The sequence below is a fragment of the Streptomyces diversicolor genome (assembly GCF_057537855.1).
This window is the reverse complement of the sequence record NZ_BAAJXA010000012.1, coordinates 191,465-207,222: the sequence shown is the minus strand read 5'-3', so window position 1 is coordinate 207,222 and position 15,758 is coordinate 191,465. Positions and strand designations below refer to the sequence as shown.

The window sequence follows — 15,758 nt, the reverse complement described above, 5'->3', positions numbered from 1 at the left end:
CTCAGCCTCCTTGGACGGCGGTGAGGACTTCGACGCGGTCGCCCTCGCTGAGGGCGGTGGACGGCCACTGGGCGCGCGGCACGACGGTTTCGTTGAGGGCCGCGGCCACCCCGCCGGGCGCGCTGGTGAGGGTTCGGACGACGGTGTCGAGGGCCGTGCCGGGCGCGATCTCCCGGCGCTCCCCGTTGACAGAGATGATCATGCGGGCTGCTCCGTGCGGGCGGCGGCGCCGAAGCGCGCGGGCGTGAACGGACGGGCCTCCTCGGGGAGGTCCCCGGTGGCCAGGGCGTGCGCCATGACGTCCCCGGTGACCGGGGTGAGCAGCACGCCGTTGCGATAGTGCCCGGTGGCCGTGAACAGCCCGTCGAGCGCGGTCGGGCCGAGCAGCGGCGCGTTGTCCGGGGACCCGGGCCGCAGCCCGGCCCGGGTCTCGGTCAGCGGCAGCTCGGTGATCCCCGGCACCAGTTCGTGCGCGTCCCGCAGCAGCTCGTACACGCCGCCCGCGGTCACCGTCGTGTCCCAGCCCAGCTCCTCGCTGGTCGCCCCGACGACCAGTTCGCCGTTCTCGCGCGGCACCAGGTACACCTGGCTGCCGCGCACCACGGCCCGCACGGTGCGGCTCAGGAACGGCGCGTACCGCTTCGGCACGGTCAGCCGCAGCACCTGCCCCTTCACCGGCCGCACCGGCGGCAGCACGTCCGGCGGCAGGCCCGCCAGCCGCCCGCTCAGACTGCCGGCCGCGAGCACCACCCGGTCCGCGCCCAGCTCCGTGCCGTCCCCTGTGATCACCCCGACGGCCCGGCCCCGGCGCACCGTGCAGCGCTCCGCCCACGCCCGGTGCAGGACCACGCCCGCCCGCTCGCACGCCGCGAGCAGCGCGGCGGCCAGCCGGCGCGGGTCGATCTGGTGGTCGGCGTCCACCCGCAGCCCGCCCCGCACGCCGGGCGCGAGCAGCGGCTCCAGGCGGCGGCACTCCCGGCCGGACAGCCACTCGGACTCCAGCCCGGAGCGCTGCTGCAACGCGTGCAGGTCGCGCAGATGGGCCCGGTCGTCGGCGTCCAGCGCGACGGCGAGCGTGCCGCACCGGCGGTAGCCGAGGTCCAGGCCGGTCAGCTCGGTCAGCTCGGCCGTGAAGTCCGGGTAGCGGCGGGCCGAGGCCAGGTTCAGGCCGAGCAGTGTCTGCTCGCCGTGGTGCAGTTCGGTGACCGCGGCCAGCATCCCGGCCGCCACCCGCGCGGCCCCGCCGCCCGGTTCGGGGTCCACGACGGCCGTGGTGAACCCGTGTTGCGCGGCTCGCCAGGCCGTGACCAGGCCGATGATTCCGCCCCCGATGACGAGAACGTCCGACGTACGTGACGACATGGGCGTCCAGCCCCTCCCTTCGCCGGCATGACCCGGATCAGGTTCGTACGGTCGGAGGCCGCCAGCCTCCCTCTCAGCCCGGTGCGTCCGGGCTCCCGCGAGTGCTTGTACGGTGGCCACCCTAGCCCGCCACCGCCCGCCTCAGTAAGGGAGCCTCCGTTCATGGCCCGCTCGCTCGACGGTCTCGTCCTCGCCCCCGTCACGGACCAGGCCCCAGGTCAGGTGGGTACCGGCACCCGGTTCACGTACCACGAGAAGGACGGCGAGATCTGGGCCGACTACGCCGGCGGCGACATCGTGCGCGGGTATCTCGTCGGCACCCGCCGCGGCGACCGGCTGGACTTCCGGTACGTCCAGCTCAAGCACGACGGCGGCACGTCCTGCGGGCACTGCGTGTCGACCGTCGGCGAGCTGCCCGACGGCCGGGTGCGGCTCACGGAGACGTGGGAATGGGAATCGCAGGCCGGCAGCGGGACGAGCGTCGTCGAGCAGGTCGCGCAGACCCCGGCGGCCACCGGTGATCCCGTTGTGCAACAGGTCACCCAGCACGCCCCCTGACTGACAAATTGTCAGGTGACTATGGTGATCACGTGAGCCAGCAGACGCAGCAACCCAGCCCGGCACCGGGGCGGCGCGTGGTCGTCGTCGGCGCGGGCATGGCCGGGGTGCAGACCGCGGTCGCCCTGCGGGAACAGGGCCACCGGGGCACGATCACCCTGGTCGGCGCCGAACCCCACCAGCCCTACGACCGGCCGCCCCTGTCCAAGGCCGTGCTGCTCGGCAAGGCCGAGGGCTCCGCCTTCGAGGTCGACTTCACGGCGCTCGGCATCGATCTCGAACTGGGCCGCGAGGCGACCGGCGTACGCCCCGGCGAGCACGAGCTGGACACCGCCACCGGACCCGTGCCGTACGACGTCCTGGTCCTCGCCACCGGCGCCGAACCGATCCGGCTGCCCGGCACCGAGGATGTCCCCGGCGTGCATCTGCTGCGCACCCTGGACGACGCCCAGCGGCTGCGGCCCGTGCTCGCCCGGCAGCACGACATCGTGGTCGTCGGCGCGGGCTGGATCGGCGCCGAGTTCGCCACGGCGGCCCGCGAGGCGGGCTGCGCGGTCACCGTGGTCGAGGCCGCCGACCGCCCGCTCGCGGGCGCGCTCCCGGCCGAGGTCGCGGCGCCGATGACCGCCTGGTACGCGGACAGCGGCACCGAACTGCGCACCAACGCGCGCGTGGCGAGCGTCGAGCCCGGCGCGGTGCTGCTCGCCGACGGCTCGCGGCTGCCCGCGGGCGCCGTGGTCGTCGGCATCGGCGCGCGCCCCGCCACCGGGTGGCTGGCCGGCTCCGGCATCGAACTGGGCGCCCACCGGGAGGTCGTGGCCGACGCGTATCTGCGCGCCTCCGCGCAGGACGTGTACGCGGTCGGCGACTGCGCCTCCTTCCCCTCGGCCCGCTACGGCGAGCGGCTGCTCGTGCACCACTGGGACAACGCCCTCCAGGGGCCGCGCACGGTCGCCGCGAACATCATCGGCGAGGCCCCGGCGGTCTACGACCCGGTGCCGTACTTCTGGTCCGAGCAGTTCGGCCGCTTCGTGCAGTACGTCGGCCATCACCCCGCGGCCGACACGCTGCTGTGGCGCGGGGACCCCACGGGGCCCGCCTGGACCGTCTGCTGGCTGCGTGCGGACCGGCTGGTCGCTCTGCTGGCCGTGGGCCGTCCGCGTGACCTGGCGCAGGGGCGGCGGCTGATCGAGGCGGGCACGCCGATGGCTCCGGAGCTGCTGGCGGACCCGGCGCGGCCCCTCAAGGAGGCCACCGCGTGACGCGCGGACACCCCAGGTGGACGGGCCCGGCTTCCGACTGTCAGTCCCAGATGGCACGCTGGTTCTCGTGACCGAGATTGACGCAAAGATCGATGCTCTCGTCCCCGCCTGGCTCACCCTGCCCGACATCGCCGAACAGCTCGGCGTCGAGGTGACACGTGTGCGGCAGCTGGTCAAGGAGGGCCAGCTCATCGCCGTGCGCCGTGGCGAGAACCGCGCGCTGCACGTTCCCGCCGCCTTCATCGACGGGGACAAGGTCGTCAAGGGCCTGTCCGGGACCCTGACGCTGCTGCGGGACGACGGCTTCACGGTCGAAGAGATGCTGGAGTGGCTGTTCACCCCCGACCCCACCCTGCCCGGTACCCCGGCGCAGGCATTGAGCGAGAACCGAGGCACGGAGGTAAAACGCCGAGCCCAGGCCCTAGCCGTCTGACCCACGGCCCCGACCGCAGCCCCACCGCGGCCGGCCCCACTTCCCCACGGGGGCTTCGGCTACGGCTTCACCGCGGCCGGCCCCGCTCCCCGGCGGGGGCTTCGGCTACGGGTTCACGGCGGCCGGTCCGCCTCCCGGCGGGGGCTTTGTCCAGGGACCCACCGCAGCCGGTCCCACCGCCCGGCGGGGGCTTCGGCTACGGGTTCACTGCGGCCGGGTCCGCTCCCTGGCGGGGGCTTCGGCTACGGGCCCACTGCGGCCGGTCCGCCTCCCTGCGGGCCGCTCCCCGGCGGGCTTCGACTGCGGGTGCCCTGCGGGCGGGGCGGGTCCCGGTGGGGTTTCGGCTACGGGTGCGTTGCGACCAGGGGCGTTCCCTGGCGGGGTCTTCCCTGCGGGGCTTTGCCGCGGGTCAACTCCCTGGCGGCAGCTTCGCCTGGGGGCGGTCCCCGGCGGGGCTCTGCCTACGGGTTCCCCGTGGCCGGGGCCGCTCTTCGGCTGTGGCTGGGGCCGGTTTCCGGTGGGGTCTCGCCCGCGGGTCCGCTGTGGCCGGGGCGGTCTCCGGTCTGGTCTCGGCTGTGGGTTCGCTGTGGTCGGGGCGGTCTTCGGTCCGGTCTCGGCTGCGGGTCCGCTGTGGTCGGGGTGGACCGGGGGCACCCCGGTCCCGGCCGAGCCTTCCGGGGCGGCCCCGGACCATCTCCAGCTGCCCCACGGGCTCCGGTGCCCATGGCCACCGCAAACGCAGCCGCAGCGGCAGCCCCACGGCACCACCCACACCCATCGCACCGACAGTCGCACCGCCGGCAGCCGTAGTACCGGCGCCCGCAGGGTCAGAACCAACCGCCCGTAGATTGGCGTGTCGGCCCGGGCGTCGGGCCGAGGTTTCTGCCGACACCACTCAGGGGGACGCACCGTATGTCTGATTCTGTGAGCGACGTCCACACCGCCGCGCGCGTGGCGCTTGCCGGGGCGCGGCTCTACCTGTGCACGGACGCCCGCAAGCGCCAGGGCGACCTCGCCGAGTTCCTGGACGCGGTCCTGGCCGGCGGCGTCGACATCGTGCAGCTGCGCGACAAGGGCATGGAGGCGGCCGAGGAACTGGCGCACCTGGAGGTGTTCGCCGACGCCTGCGCCCGGCACGGCAAGCTCCTCGCCGTCAACGACCGCGCCGACGTCGCCCACGCCGCAGGCGCCGACGTGCTCCACCTCGGCCAGGGCGACCTCCCGGTGCCCGCGGCCCGCGCCATCCTGGGCGCCGACGTGCTGATGGGCCGCTCCACGCACGCCCCGCAGGAGGCCGCCGCCGCGGCCGTCCAGGACGGCGTGGACTACTTCTGCACCGGCCCGTGCTGGCCCACCCCCACCAAGCCCGGCCGGGCGGCGCCCGGCCTGGACCTGGTCCGGTACACGGCCGCCCTGGGCACCGACCGGCCCTGGTTCGCCATCGGCGGCATCGACCTGGGCAACCTCGACCAGGTGCTCGACGCCGGTGCCCGCAGGGTGGTCGTCGTCCGCGCGATCACCGAGGCCGACGATCCGGGAGCGGCGGCGGCCGCATTCGCCGAGCGACTGCGGCGGGCCTAGCCCAGGCTGTCCAAGGGGTGGACAAGAAATCGGCAAATCGGGCAAATTTCCGGCGCACGGTTGGGGGACCGGCCGCCCCTGGCTAACCTGCGGGTATGGCCCTTGGAACCGCGTCCACCAGGACCGACCGCGCACGCACTGTGCGTGACATCTTGCGTACCGGCAAGACGACGTACTCGTTCGAGTTCTACGCGCCGAAGACGCCCAAGGGTGAGCGGTCCCTGTGGAACGCGCTGCGCAGGGTCGAGGCGGTGGCTCCCGACTTCGTGTCCGTGACCTACGGCGCCGGCGGCTCCACCCGCGCGACCACGGTCAAGGAGACCCAGCAGATCGTCGTGGACACCACGCTGACGCCGGTCGCCCACCTCACGGCCGTCAACCACTCCGTCGCGGAACTGCGCAACATCATCGGCCAGTACGCGGACGCCGGTATCCGCAACATGCTCGCCGTCCGCGGCGACCCGCCCGGCGACCCGATGGGCGAGTGGGTGCCGCACCCCAAGGGCCTGACCTACGCGGCCGAACTCGTCTCGCTCATCAAGGAGTCCGGTGACTTCTGCGTGGGTGTCGCCGCCTTCCCGGAGATGCATCCGCGCTCCAGCGACTGGGACACGGACGTCACACACTTCGTCGACAAGTGCCGTGCGGGCGCCGACTACGCCATTACGCAGATGTTCTTCGAGCCGGAGTCGTATCTGCGGCTGCGCGACCGGGTCGCGGCAGCCGGCTGCGAGACCCCGGTCATCCCCGAGATCCTGCCGGTCACGAGCGTGCGGATGCTGGAGCGGCTGCCCCAGCTCAGCAACGCCCGCTTCCCCGAGGTGCTGAAAGAGCGGATCCTCACAGCGAAGGACGATCCGGCGGCGGTACGCTCCATTGGCATCGAGTTCGCCACGGAGTTCTGCGCGCGGCTGCTGGCCGAGGGAGTGCCCGGCCTGCACTTCATCACGCTCAACAACTCCACGGCGCCGCTGGAGATCTACGAGAACCTGGGCCTGCACCACCCCCCGCGGGCCTAGACCGGCCACACCGGTATACGACACACTGCGTAGCGGTCACTGGGAGAGGGGCGTACATGGGCTGGACGGTCCTCTACATCGCGTTCGGCATCGTCGCGCTGTGGTTGCTCGGCGAGGTGCTGCTGCAGTACAAGGCGCGGCTGCGCTGGCGGCTGCTGGCGTTCGTCGGCTTCGTCGGCGTCGTGCTCGGCGTGCTGATCTCCGCCGTCGTCGTCATCGCACTGGGCGCGGTGGCCTTCGCGGTCGGCCAGACATACGTCACGCTGTCGTTCCGTCGCGGCTTCACCGACGGCTGGGCGGTCAGCCGCCGCGGCGAGGGCGGCGGCAAGCGCCGGGGCGAGCAGCCGGACCACCCGGAGCCCACGCCGGAGGTCCTGGACCCGGAGGCGGCCGAGACCGGCCACGGCCGGCCCGACGACGGTCACCGCCAGGACGGCGGGTACGGACCGGACGGCGGGTACGGACCGGACGCCGGTTACGGCGGCGACGGCACCCCGTACGGCCGTGACGACGACTACGAACGCGACGACGTGTTCGCGCCCGCCCCGCGCGCGGCCGAGCCCTCCGCCGCCGAGGCCACCACCGTCTACGAACCGCAGCCCCTGCCCGACGACACCGGCTCCTACGGCATATACGGCGACGCGGCCCACGCGGCCGCCGCCCAGCACCAGGACCCGACCTACGCGACGGCGGCCCAGGGCGCCGACCAGGGCTACGCCTACGACTACTCGGGCTACGGCCAGCAGCAGTACGGCTACGACATCAACGGCCAGCAGCAGTACGCCAATTACTCAGACCCGTACGTCGGTGCCCAAGGCCACGGCGACGCCGCCTACGATCCCGGCTACGACGGCCAGCAGTACGGCCAACCCCCCTACGGCCAGGACCAGTACGGCACCGGCGGCTACGGCGAGACCCCGCCCGGTGGCGTCTGGGTCCCGCAGCAGCGCACCGACGAGACCTACGGCGGCCAACTCCCGCCGGAGCAGCCCTACCCGTACCAGAACAACGGGCAACAGCAGGGCAACGGCAACGGCACCGGCACCGGATACGACGAGCACTACCGCTTCTGACAGACCGCTCCTGCTTCTGACAGACCGCCCCCGCGACACCGTCACCCCCCGAGCCCCCCGGCCCCCGCGAGCCGAGCCGTCCCGCTCACCGTGAGCCGAGCGCCCCGCTCACTGTGAGCCCCGGAAGTCCGGGCCCTCCACGATCAGCCCGGCGACCAGCGCGCCCGACATGCCGGCGTGCGCGAGCCCGCCCCCCGGATGCGACCAGCCGCCGACCGCGAACAGGCCAGGTATCTCCGTGCTGTTGGACGGATGCAGGGTGCCCTCGGCCGCGGCCAGCGCAGGCGGGGGCACGGCCCCGCCCTCGGCCCCCGTCTCCCGCTCGGTGTGCACCGGTGTGCGCACCTCGCGCCACAGCACACGCTCCCGCAGCCCCGGCACCGCCCGCTCGGCGGCGGCGACCATCCGGTCCGCGAAGGCGTCGGCGGCGCCCGGCGCGCTCCAGTCGTACCCCGTCGCGGACGGCACCGTCGCCGTCACCACCACGGACTCGTGCGCCGCGTCCGGGCGCAGGGCGGGGTCGTCCGGCCGGTCGACGCGGACCGTGGGCCGCTCGGGCGTCCCCTCCGCCGTGAACAGATCCAACTCGGCCGTCGCGTCCGGGGAGTGCACCACCGTGCGGTGCGCGGCCCCCGGCTCCCGGCCGCCGCGCAGCGCGAGGCACACCACGACCCGGCCCGGGCACAGCCCCTCAGCGGTCGGCGTGACGGCGCCCGGCCCGTACGGCTCCCGGCCGGGCAGCAGGCCGCGCAGCCGCCAGGGGCCCGTGGTGACCACCGCGTCCGCCTCCGCGACCGTCCCGCCCCCGGGGCCGCCCTCTGTCCACTCGACGCCCGCCACGCGGTCGTCCTTCTCCAGGATCCGGGTGACCTCCGCCCCGAAGACGAACTCGACCCTGCGCCGCACGCACCGCTCGTACACCGCGCGCGCCAACTCCCGTATGCCGCCCCCTACATACCAGACGCCGAAGGCGTGCTCCATGTACGGCAGCACGGCCGCGGCGGCCGGAGCGGTCCCGGGGTCCAGGCCGTACCCGAGCGCATGCCCCGCCAGCAGGGCGGCGAGCCGAGGGTCCCGCAACTCCCACGCGCCGATCTCGGCCAGCGTGGCGGCCCGCCGGGTGCGCAGCAGCCGCTTGTGGGGGACCGCCGGATAGGGCTCGCGCTCGGCCAGCACCGACCAGTTGGGCCACAGCGGCTCCTCCAGCAGGGGCCGGCGGGTGCGGTCCCAGGTCTCACGGGCACGCACCAGGAAGTCACCCCAGCGCTGCCCGGCGCCGGACCCCAGTGCCTCGTCCAGGGCCGCGACGACACCCGCGCGCGAGGCGTTCGGCAACGACACCTCCGTGCCGTCCGCGAACACATGCCGTGACGACGGGTCGACCTGGGTGAGCCGGACCTGGTCCTCCAGCGGCTCCTTGCCGGTCTTGAGGAACAGATCGCGCCACACCGCGGGCAGCGGCAGCACACCCGGGCCGGTGTCGAAGCCGAAGCCGTCCCGCTCGAACCGGCGCACCGCTCCGCCGTACGTCTCCGTACGCTCGTACACCACCACCCGGTGGCCCGCGACGGCCAGCCGGGCGGCGGCCGCCATCGCGCCCATCCCGGCGCCGATCACCGCAATCCGTGCCATGCCTGCGACTTTATCGACCGCCACTGACAGCCGGGGCCACGGGCGGTCAGTCGGGCGGCGGTGCCGCCCCGGCGGCCGGCCGGCGCTCCGCATGGTGCTCCGCATGGCGCCGTGCCCGGCGGCGCAGGAACCGCCGGATCCGGGAGACCAGGAAGCACAGCGCCGCCACACCGGTGGCCAGCAGCACCGCCGCGACGATCGCCGCCGCCTTCGGGTGGAACACGGCGAAGGAGACGACGGCGCCCACGCCGACGTCCTCGGCCGTGCTCAGGATCATGTTGCTGAAGGGCTCGGGCGAGGCGTTGACCGCCATCCGCGTCCCGGCCTTGACCGCATGGCTGGCGAGCGCCGTCGAACCGCCGAGCAGACCCGCGGCCACGTCCGGGAGCGCACCGCTCTGCCCGGCGAGCAGCGCCCCGACCCAGGCGCCCGCCAGCGGCCGCACGACGGTGTGCACGGCGTCCCACACCGAGTCGACATAGGGAATCTTGTCGGCGACCGCCTCGCACAGGAACAGCACGCCGGCCGCGATGAGCACGTCGGGGCGGTGCAGCGTCTGCGGAACGTCGTCGCTCACTCCGGTCGCACCGAACAGGCCGAGCAGCAGCACCACGGCGTAGGCGTTGACACCGCTGGCCCAGCCGCTGGTGAACACCAGGGGGAGTACGGACACGGAGGCGATCGTAACCAGTGGGCGGCGCCGCGTCCTGCGCCTGCGCGCGGGCGGCTGAGTAGGCGTACCTAGGCGGTGAGTTGAGTACGCGCGCGGATGGGCTGGGAACTGGTGGAACGGGACAGTGGAGGCACGGCAGCAGGACAGGGACCGGCACCGCCGACACGGGGCGGCGGAACCGCGACCGTCCCAAGCCGCTCCTTCCGCCGACTCGTCGGCGGAAGCGAGGACACGGGGGAACCCAGGGGGAAGACCGCAACGGGGGTTCCCACGGGGGAACACGGGGGAGCAGGGGGAAGCGCCGGTCCGAGGCGGCCCGCGGGGGACGCGGCCACGGCGGACCGGCGCTTTCCCGTCAGCTCCTGCCGGTCACCCGGCCCTGCAACAGCCGGGACAGGGCGGCGTGCACGTCGTCCAGGGACCGCTCCGGCTGGAACGACTTCCAGTCCAGGGCCGCCACCAGCACCATGCCGACCAGGGCTGCCGCCGTCAGCGGCACATCGATCTCCGCGCCGAACTCGCCGCCCGCCACACCCGCGCGCAGCACTCCCTCGACGACCGCGACGGCCTGCTGCCGCACCACCAGCAAGGTGGACTGCCAGGCGCGGTTGGTGCGCCACAGCTCGGCCACATACAGCTGGGTGAAGGCCGGGTAGCGGTCGATGAAGACGAGACCGGCGCGGATCATCGCGTCCAGCGCGGCCACCGTGCCGCCGCCCTCGCGTGCCGTCCGCTCGGCCGCCTCCCGCAGGGAGTCGGTGAGCACGCCCACGCCGTGCCGCAGCACCTCCTCGAAGAGGACCGACTTGCTGGCGAAGTTGTAGTAGACCGTGCCCTTCGCGACCCCGGCGCGCTCGGCGATCTCGTCCACCGTCGTGGCGGAGAAGCCCTGCTCGGCGATGAGCGTGACGGCCGCCTCGTAGAGCCGCTGCCGGGTGACCTCGCGGCGGGTGCTGCCGCCGCGCGCGGCACTGCTGCTTTCCATGGCGCCGATTCTCACAGCAACGGGCTCAGCGCCGGGCCGTACCGGCACACCGCGGACGCGGGACCGGTGACCGCGGCAGGCGCCGGCCACGCACCGGACCGGCCCGTGATCGAACTGTCGATCGAGGCACATTCCCAGGTCAGAACGGATTGTCAGTGGCATACCGCACGATGGGCACATACGGCACCCCGTAGCGGGTGTGCCGTCAACAGACGACAGGAGGTTCGTCATGGCCAGCTCGTCCGCAGCAGCCGCCCACCGGCGCCGCGCCACCGGCCCTGCCCCCTCACTGACCGGCCCGGCGGGCGATGTGCACCCCGTGCTCCGCCGGGCCACGGCCCCGCCCGCCGCCCTCGACCTGCTCGCCCAGGCCCGTGCCGGACTCGACGAGGCCGCCGTCCTCGAAACGCCCAACGAGCGCTACGCGACGGCCCATCTCGCCGCCCTGCGCACCGCAGCCGCCGTCCTCGCCGCCCGGGGCCGCCCGGAGCCGACCGCCCGGCGCCGGGCACGGATCCGCAGCGCCTGGGAGGTGCTTCCCGAGATCGCACCCGAACTCACGGAGTGGAGCGCCCTGTTCGCCTCCGGCGCGGCCCGCCGCGCCCGCGCCGAGGCGGGCATCCGGGACGCGGCAAGCCGCCGCGACGCCGACGATCTGATACGGGACGTGGCGATGTTCGTCCGGATCGTGGAGCGGATGCTGGTGCTCCAGCCGGTCCTGCCACAGCCCCGTCAGGAAGCCGCCGAACCGGCCGCCCGCACCGCCGGCACGGACCTCACGGACCGGGACATGCCGGACGCGGGATGACCGCCCCGCGGCGCGCGGCCGCCCCCGGGCCACGCGGGAAGGGGACGCCGGGGACCGGTCCGCCCCGGGGGACGCCCAGGGGGACGCGCAGGCCGCGCGCCCCCACGATGACCAGGTACGGCGCCGGAGGCAATAGGGTGGACAGCGCCTGAAGCCTTCCCTCCTCCCGCGCCCCGGGCGGGGGAGGGACCCCGTTCGCGCCGCCGGTCAGCAGGCGGTGCCGCGCCGAGGAGTCAACTGTCGTGTCGGACCCGATGCGCCCCCGCGCCTCCCTCCGTACCGCCGTGGTCTGGGAGGTCCTTCAGGACGCCCTCGACCGCCGGGTCAAGGCCACGGGTCGGGACTCGCTGGACGTCCTCGACACCGGAGGCGGCAGCGGCAAGTTCGCGGTGCCCGTCGCCCGCCTCGGGCACCGCGTCACCGTGGTCGACCCGAGCCCCAACGCGCTGTTCGCGCTGGAGCGGCGGGCCGGCGAGACCGGGGTCGCCGACCGGGTCCGGGGCGTCCAGGGCGACATCCACGGCCTCTTCGACGTCGTGGCGCGCGGCGGCTTCGACGTCGTGCTGTGCCACGGCGTCCTGGAGTACGCCGACGACCCGGCCGAGGGCGTCCGCAACGCGGTGGCCGCCCTGCGCCCCGCGGGCGTGCTCAGCCTGCTCGCGGCCGGGCTCGGCGGTGCCGTGCTCGCCCGCGCCCTGGCCGGACACTTCACGGAGGCCAGGCACGCCCTCGCCGACCCCGACGGCCGCTGGGGCGCGGGCGACCCGATGCCCCGGCGCTTCACCGCCGAGCAGCTGACCGCGCTGGTCGAGGGCGCGGGACTCGCGGTCGGCGCCGTGCACGGCGTGCGGATCTTCGCCGACCTGGTGCCCGGAGTCCTCGTCGACACCGAGCCCGGAGCGCTCGACTCCCTGCTGAAGCTGGAGGAGGCGGCGGCCGAGTTGCCGGCGTTCCACTCCGTGGCCACACAGCTGCATGTGCTCGGCGAGACCCACGGGGCCGACGAGACCTGAGCGGCCTTCAGGGCCACACCGCTGATCAGCGACGCGACAGCAGATGGAGTACGCCACAGGCCCCCCGATCGCGGGGTTCGCGCCGTATGATCGAAGGAGACCGCCCGGCATGACGGGTCGGCCGCTGGGGAATGGAAGCCTCAGCGAGCCGGGACGGCCATGGCGGGTTCCGGTTGGCCAATTGGCCTAGAGGGGCGGGTTTCACGGGGGCGATTCCCTGCCTATCCTGAAGGGACCCCCCGGGTCGCCCCGGCGACTGCACGATGAGGAGGACTCCGTGCCGCTCTCGGAGCACGAGCAGCGCATGCTCGAGCAGATGGAGCGAGCGCTGTACGCCGAAGATCCCAAGTTCGCGACAGCGCTTGAGGGAAACGGGCTGCGTACGTACACCCGGCGACGGGTCTACCAGGCGGTCGCAGGCTTCCTCGTAGGTATCGCGCTCCTCATGGCCGGAATGGTCGCGCAGCAGATTTGGGTCAGCGTGGTGGGCTTCCTCGTCATGCTGGGCTGTGCGGTACTCGCCGTCACGGGCTGGCGCAAGGCCCCCAAGCCGGGTGAGCAGCCCGCCGCTGGCGCCCCGCACACGCGGCGCCAGGCACGGCCGAAGCGGTCCCTGATGGACCGTATCGAACAGCGCTGGCAGCGCCGCCGCGACGAGCAGGGCGGCCGCTAGAGGGCGCCGCAGGGAGAACAGGGCCACCCATACGGACATGACTGAGGGGTGACCATCCGTCACGGGTGGTCACCCCTCAGTCATGTCTCGTGCGGCCACCGCAGGGCCCGGCGGCCCGGCCCGACACGCGGACCCGCCCACAGGCCGGCCCCGGAGAGCCCGGCCGGCGCCTTTCCGGCTGTTCCGGCTGCCCGGGGAGCCCACCCCGGCTGTCCGGGACATCTGGGACAGCCGGGGTCGCGCCTCAGCTCTGCTGGCCGGACGGCTTGCGCAGGGCCGGCCGTGCCGCCGCCACCCGCGCCCTGAGCGCCGCCGACCACGCCGACACCGCCCACAGCGCCCGCACGGCCGAGCGCGGCGCGAACAGCGCGCGCAGTCGCGTACCGCGGCTGACCGCGCCGCCCAGCGCCCCGGCCACCCGGCGCACATCCTCCGCGAGCCCGGCCGTCGGCCGCGGCCGAGGCGCGTAGAGGACCTGCTCCAGGGCGTCCGCCACCCGGTGCACCGCGGCACCGGCCACCGCATCGAGGTGCCCGAGCCGGACGATCCGGTCCGCCGCCCGGCGCGGCGTCAGCGACTCGTCCGGCAGGATCCCGAAGTCCCACGCGGTGTCGGTCAGCTCCTGCCAGGCCGCCAGCGCATGCGCCGCCGCGCCCTCCTCGGTGCGGGCATGCCCGCCCAGCCGAACCGCCCGCAGCCGCTTGCGCCACAGCAGCGGCGACAACGGCAGGACCAGCACGGCGAGCCCGCCGGCGGCCCACAGCCCCGACTGCCACCACTTGGGACCGTCACCGCCGCCCGCCGCCGCGGCCGGCAGCGACGGGCTGTCGCACGCCTCCAGCTTGCGCATCTGCGCCGTGCAGCTCTCGCTCGGCGAAGCCGCGTCGGAGGGCGCGTCGGACGCCTCCTGCGAAGGACGCGTCACATCCGGCAGGGACGTGCCGGGCGTGTCCGACTGGGTGTACTCGGGCGCCGTGCCCCGGGTCGGCGTCGGCTCGAAACGGGTCCAGCCCACGCCCTCGAAGTACAGCTCGGGCCAGGCGTGCGCGTCCTTCAGACCGACCGAGACCGTGCCGTCCGACTGCGGCGTACCGGGCGCGAAGCCGACCGCGACCCGGGCCGGAATGCCCAGGGTGCGGGCCATCGCGGCCATCGCGAAGGAGAAGTGGATGCAAAAGCCCTGCTTCTTCTCCAGGAAGGTCGCTATCGCGTCCGGGCCCCGGCCGACCTGCACCTCGGTGTCGTACTGGAAGCCGCCGGTCACGGCGAAGTAGTCCTGGAGCTTGACCGCCTCCTCGTAGTGGCTCGTCGCCCCCGCGGTGACCTGCTCGGCCGTGCTCGCCACCACCGACGGCAGCGACCCCGGCACCTTGGTGTACTCGCGCCGCAACGCCTGCGACGGCTCCGGCGCCGAGGCCAGCTGCTCCGCGGTCGGCTGCACGTCCAGGCTGGTCACCTCGTACGCCGCACCGCGGGTGTTCTGGCCGTGGTCACCGACCAGCGTCATGCCCACCGGCTCGTAGCGCCACTTGCCGGCGATCCGCACACCGCTCGGCGGGTACGGCATCGGCAGCCAGTCCTGCGCGTACCAGTCGGCGGCCGTGATCCTCGTCCTGACCTGCGAGCGCCTGACGTCCTCACCCAGCCCGGCGGGCGTGGGGAACGGGTCCGGTACGCCGACGATGTGCCGCTGGGACGGCTTCCAGGTGGTGCCGTCGAAGTCGTCCAGGGAGACGATCCGCAGATACAGGTCCGCGATGTCGTTGGAACTGGTCCGCACGGACAGCACCTGGCGGTCCTCGTCCACGTTCAGGCTGTCGCGCAGCGACACCAGGGGGTTGACGGCGGAGATGGTGCCGCCGTTGCCGTTGCCCGCGCCCACCCCGGTTCCGGTGCCGTCCAGGAGGCCGCCCCGCATCGCCGGCAGGGCCAGGGGCACCACCACGGCGACGCCCAGCGCGACCGCGCCGATGCGCTGGCCCGTGCGGACGGGCGCCACCGCGCCGCCGGCCGGCCCGCCGGGGGAGCGGGCGGCGCCGCCGAAGACCCGGCCCCACTGGGACAGCCGCTCCCGGCCCTCGGCGAGCAGCAGCATCAGATAGCCCGCGGCGGCGACCAGGAACCACAGCCAGTCGGTGCCGCCGTCGGACAGGCCCGCCGCGACCGAGTACAGGGCCAGCAGCGGCAGCCCGGCCGGGGCCGCGCTGCGCAGCGTCACCGCGAGGAGGTCCACGATCAGCCCGATCACCAGGACACCGCCGACGAGCATCAGCCGGATGCCGTCGGACAGCGGCGCCGGGATCGCGAACCGGCTCACGTCGTCCGAACCCTGCTGGAGCAGGTCGGCGAAGTAGCGGAAGGTGTCGGGCCCGGGGATCAGCCCGAGCAGCGCCTGCTCCCGCGCGAAGACCAGGGTCAGCAGCACGAGGCTCACCAGGGCCTGGATCGCCACGGTCAGCGACCGGGCCAGCGGCACCCGCCGGGTCGCCGCGCCCACGCCCGCCTGCACCGCCACCAGAAGGCCAGCCTGGAAGATCCAGGTCGTCGGGGAGACCAGCGGCAGCAGCGCGCACGCCGCCATCATCGTGGCCACGGCGGCGCCGATCGCCAGTCGGGCCCGCCCGCTCATGCCGTCACCTCCCGCCCGTGCGCTCCGCCACCGGCGCCCGGCGCCCCCACGGCCCCA

General features: G+C 74.2%; 15 protein-coding genes and 1 riboswitch. Of the genes, 9 read left to right on the top strand and 6 right to left on the bottom strand.

Translation table 11 applies throughout. From position 1 onward, the window contains the following. Position 1 precedes the first annotated feature (1 nt). Positions 2-202: a sulfur carrier protein ThiS gene (gene thiS, locus AC27LF_RS16855; RefSeq protein WP_479657714.1), complete on the bottom strand. Its 201-nt coding sequence runs from the start codon at positions 200-202 to the stop codon at positions 2-4. After that, complete coding sequence (gene thiO, locus AC27LF_RS16850) at positions 199-1,362, bottom strand: glycine oxidase ThiO (protein WP_479657713.1); 1,164 nt, start codon at positions 1,360-1,362, stop codon at positions 199-201. Before thiO ends, thiS begins: the two co-directional genes overlap by 4 nt. Then, a riboswitch (TPP riboswitch) is annotated at positions 1,360-1,471 on the bottom strand. It overlaps the preceding gene by 3 nt. Before the next feature lie 53 nt (positions 1,472-1,524). On the opposite strand from thiO, the gene AC27LF_RS16845 reads away from it, so the two are divergent. The 6 genes from AC27LF_RS16845 (at position 1,525) to AC27LF_RS16820 (ending at position 7,288) form a co-directional block, all read left to right on the top strand. Further along, the gene (locus AC27LF_RS16845) at positions 1,525-1,920 is read left to right on the top strand and encodes an avidin-fold protein (RefSeq protein ID WP_479657712.1); all 396 of its coding nucleotides are present in this window, start codon (positions 1,525-1,527) and stop codon (positions 1,918-1,920) included. A 32-nt stretch (positions 1,921-1,952) separates the two neighbouring features. After that, positions 1,953-3,182: an NAD(P)/FAD-dependent oxidoreductase gene (locus AC27LF_RS16840; protein ID WP_479657711.1), complete on the top strand. Its 1,230-nt coding sequence runs from the start codon at positions 1,953-1,955 to the stop codon at positions 3,180-3,182. Positions 3,183-3,249: 67 nt separating this feature from the next. Further along, the gene (locus AC27LF_RS16835) at positions 3,250-3,615 is read left to right on the top strand and encodes an Rv2175c family DNA-binding protein (protein ID WP_351728252.1); all 366 of its coding nucleotides are present in this window, start codon (positions 3,250-3,252) and stop codon (positions 3,613-3,615) included. 912 nt (positions 3,616-4,527) lie between these two features. Next, positions 4,528-5,196 carry a thiamine phosphate synthase gene (gene thiE, locus AC27LF_RS16830; RefSeq protein ID WP_479657710.1) on the top strand — a complete coding sequence of 223 codons (669 nt, stop codon included), beginning with the start codon at positions 4,528-4,530 and terminating at the stop codon, positions 5,194-5,196. Between the two features lie 95 nt (positions 5,197-5,291). Next, a complete protein-coding gene (gene metF, locus AC27LF_RS16825; protein WP_479657709.1) occupies positions 5,292-6,215 on the top strand; it encodes a methylenetetrahydrofolate reductase [NAD(P)H] in 924 nt (307 codons plus the stop codon). Positions 6,216-6,271: 56 nt separating this feature from the next. Then, complete coding sequence (locus AC27LF_RS16820; RefSeq protein ID WP_479657708.1) at positions 6,272-7,288, top strand: SCO2102 family sporulation regulator; 1,017 nt, start codon at positions 6,272-6,274, stop codon at positions 7,286-7,288. A gap of 108 nt (positions 7,289-7,396) precedes the next feature. On the opposite strand, the gene AC27LF_RS16815 is transcribed toward AC27LF_RS16820, so the two are convergent. From AC27LF_RS16815 to AC27LF_RS16805, 3 genes are all read right to left on the bottom strand, one after another. Beyond that, entirely contained in the window at positions 7,397-8,920 is a 1,524-nt protein-coding gene (locus tag AC27LF_RS16815) for a phytoene desaturase family protein (protein ID WP_479657707.1), read from the bottom strand. Between the two features lie 46 nt (positions 8,921-8,966). After that, positions 8,967-9,593 (bottom strand): DUF4126 domain-containing protein, encoded by a 627-nt coding sequence (locus AC27LF_RS16810; protein ID WP_479657706.1) that lies wholly within the window; start codon positions 9,591-9,593, stop codon positions 8,967-8,969. Positions 9,594-9,948: 355 nt separating this feature from the next. Further along, the gene (locus AC27LF_RS16805) at positions 9,949-10,578 is read right to left on the bottom strand and encodes a TetR/AcrR family transcriptional regulator (RefSeq protein WP_479657705.1); all 630 of its coding nucleotides are present in this window, start codon (positions 10,576-10,578) and stop codon (positions 9,949-9,951) included. 229 nt (positions 10,579-10,807) lie between these two features. On the opposite strand from AC27LF_RS16805, the gene AC27LF_RS16800 reads away from it, so the two are divergent. The 3 genes from AC27LF_RS16800 to AC27LF_RS16790 all read left to right on the top strand — a co-directional run bounded on the left by AC27LF_RS16800 (position 10,808) and on the right by AC27LF_RS16790 (position 13,072). Next, on the top strand, positions 10,808-11,386 hold the full coding sequence (locus AC27LF_RS16800; protein WP_479657704.1) for an SAV_6107 family HEPN domain-containing protein: 579 nt from the start codon (positions 10,808-10,810) through the stop codon (positions 11,384-11,386). 242 nt (positions 11,387-11,628) lie between these two features. Next, a complete protein-coding gene (locus tag AC27LF_RS16795; protein WP_479657703.1) occupies positions 11,629-12,399 on the top strand; it encodes a methyltransferase in 771 nt (256 codons plus the stop codon). A 277-nt stretch (positions 12,400-12,676) separates the two neighbouring features. Beyond that, positions 12,677-13,072: a DUF3040 domain-containing protein gene (locus AC27LF_RS16790; RefSeq protein WP_479657702.1), complete on the top strand. Its 396-nt coding sequence runs from the start codon at positions 12,677-12,679 to the stop codon at positions 13,070-13,072. Positions 13,073-13,316: 244 nt separating this feature from the next. On the opposite strand, the gene AC27LF_RS16785 is transcribed toward AC27LF_RS16790, so the two are convergent. Continuing rightward, the gene (locus AC27LF_RS16785; protein ID WP_479657701.1) at positions 13,317-15,701 is read right to left on the bottom strand and encodes a transglutaminase TgpA family protein; all 2,385 of its coding nucleotides are present in this window, start codon (positions 15,699-15,701) and stop codon (positions 13,317-13,319) included. Positions 15,702-15,758 lie beyond the last annotated feature (57 nt).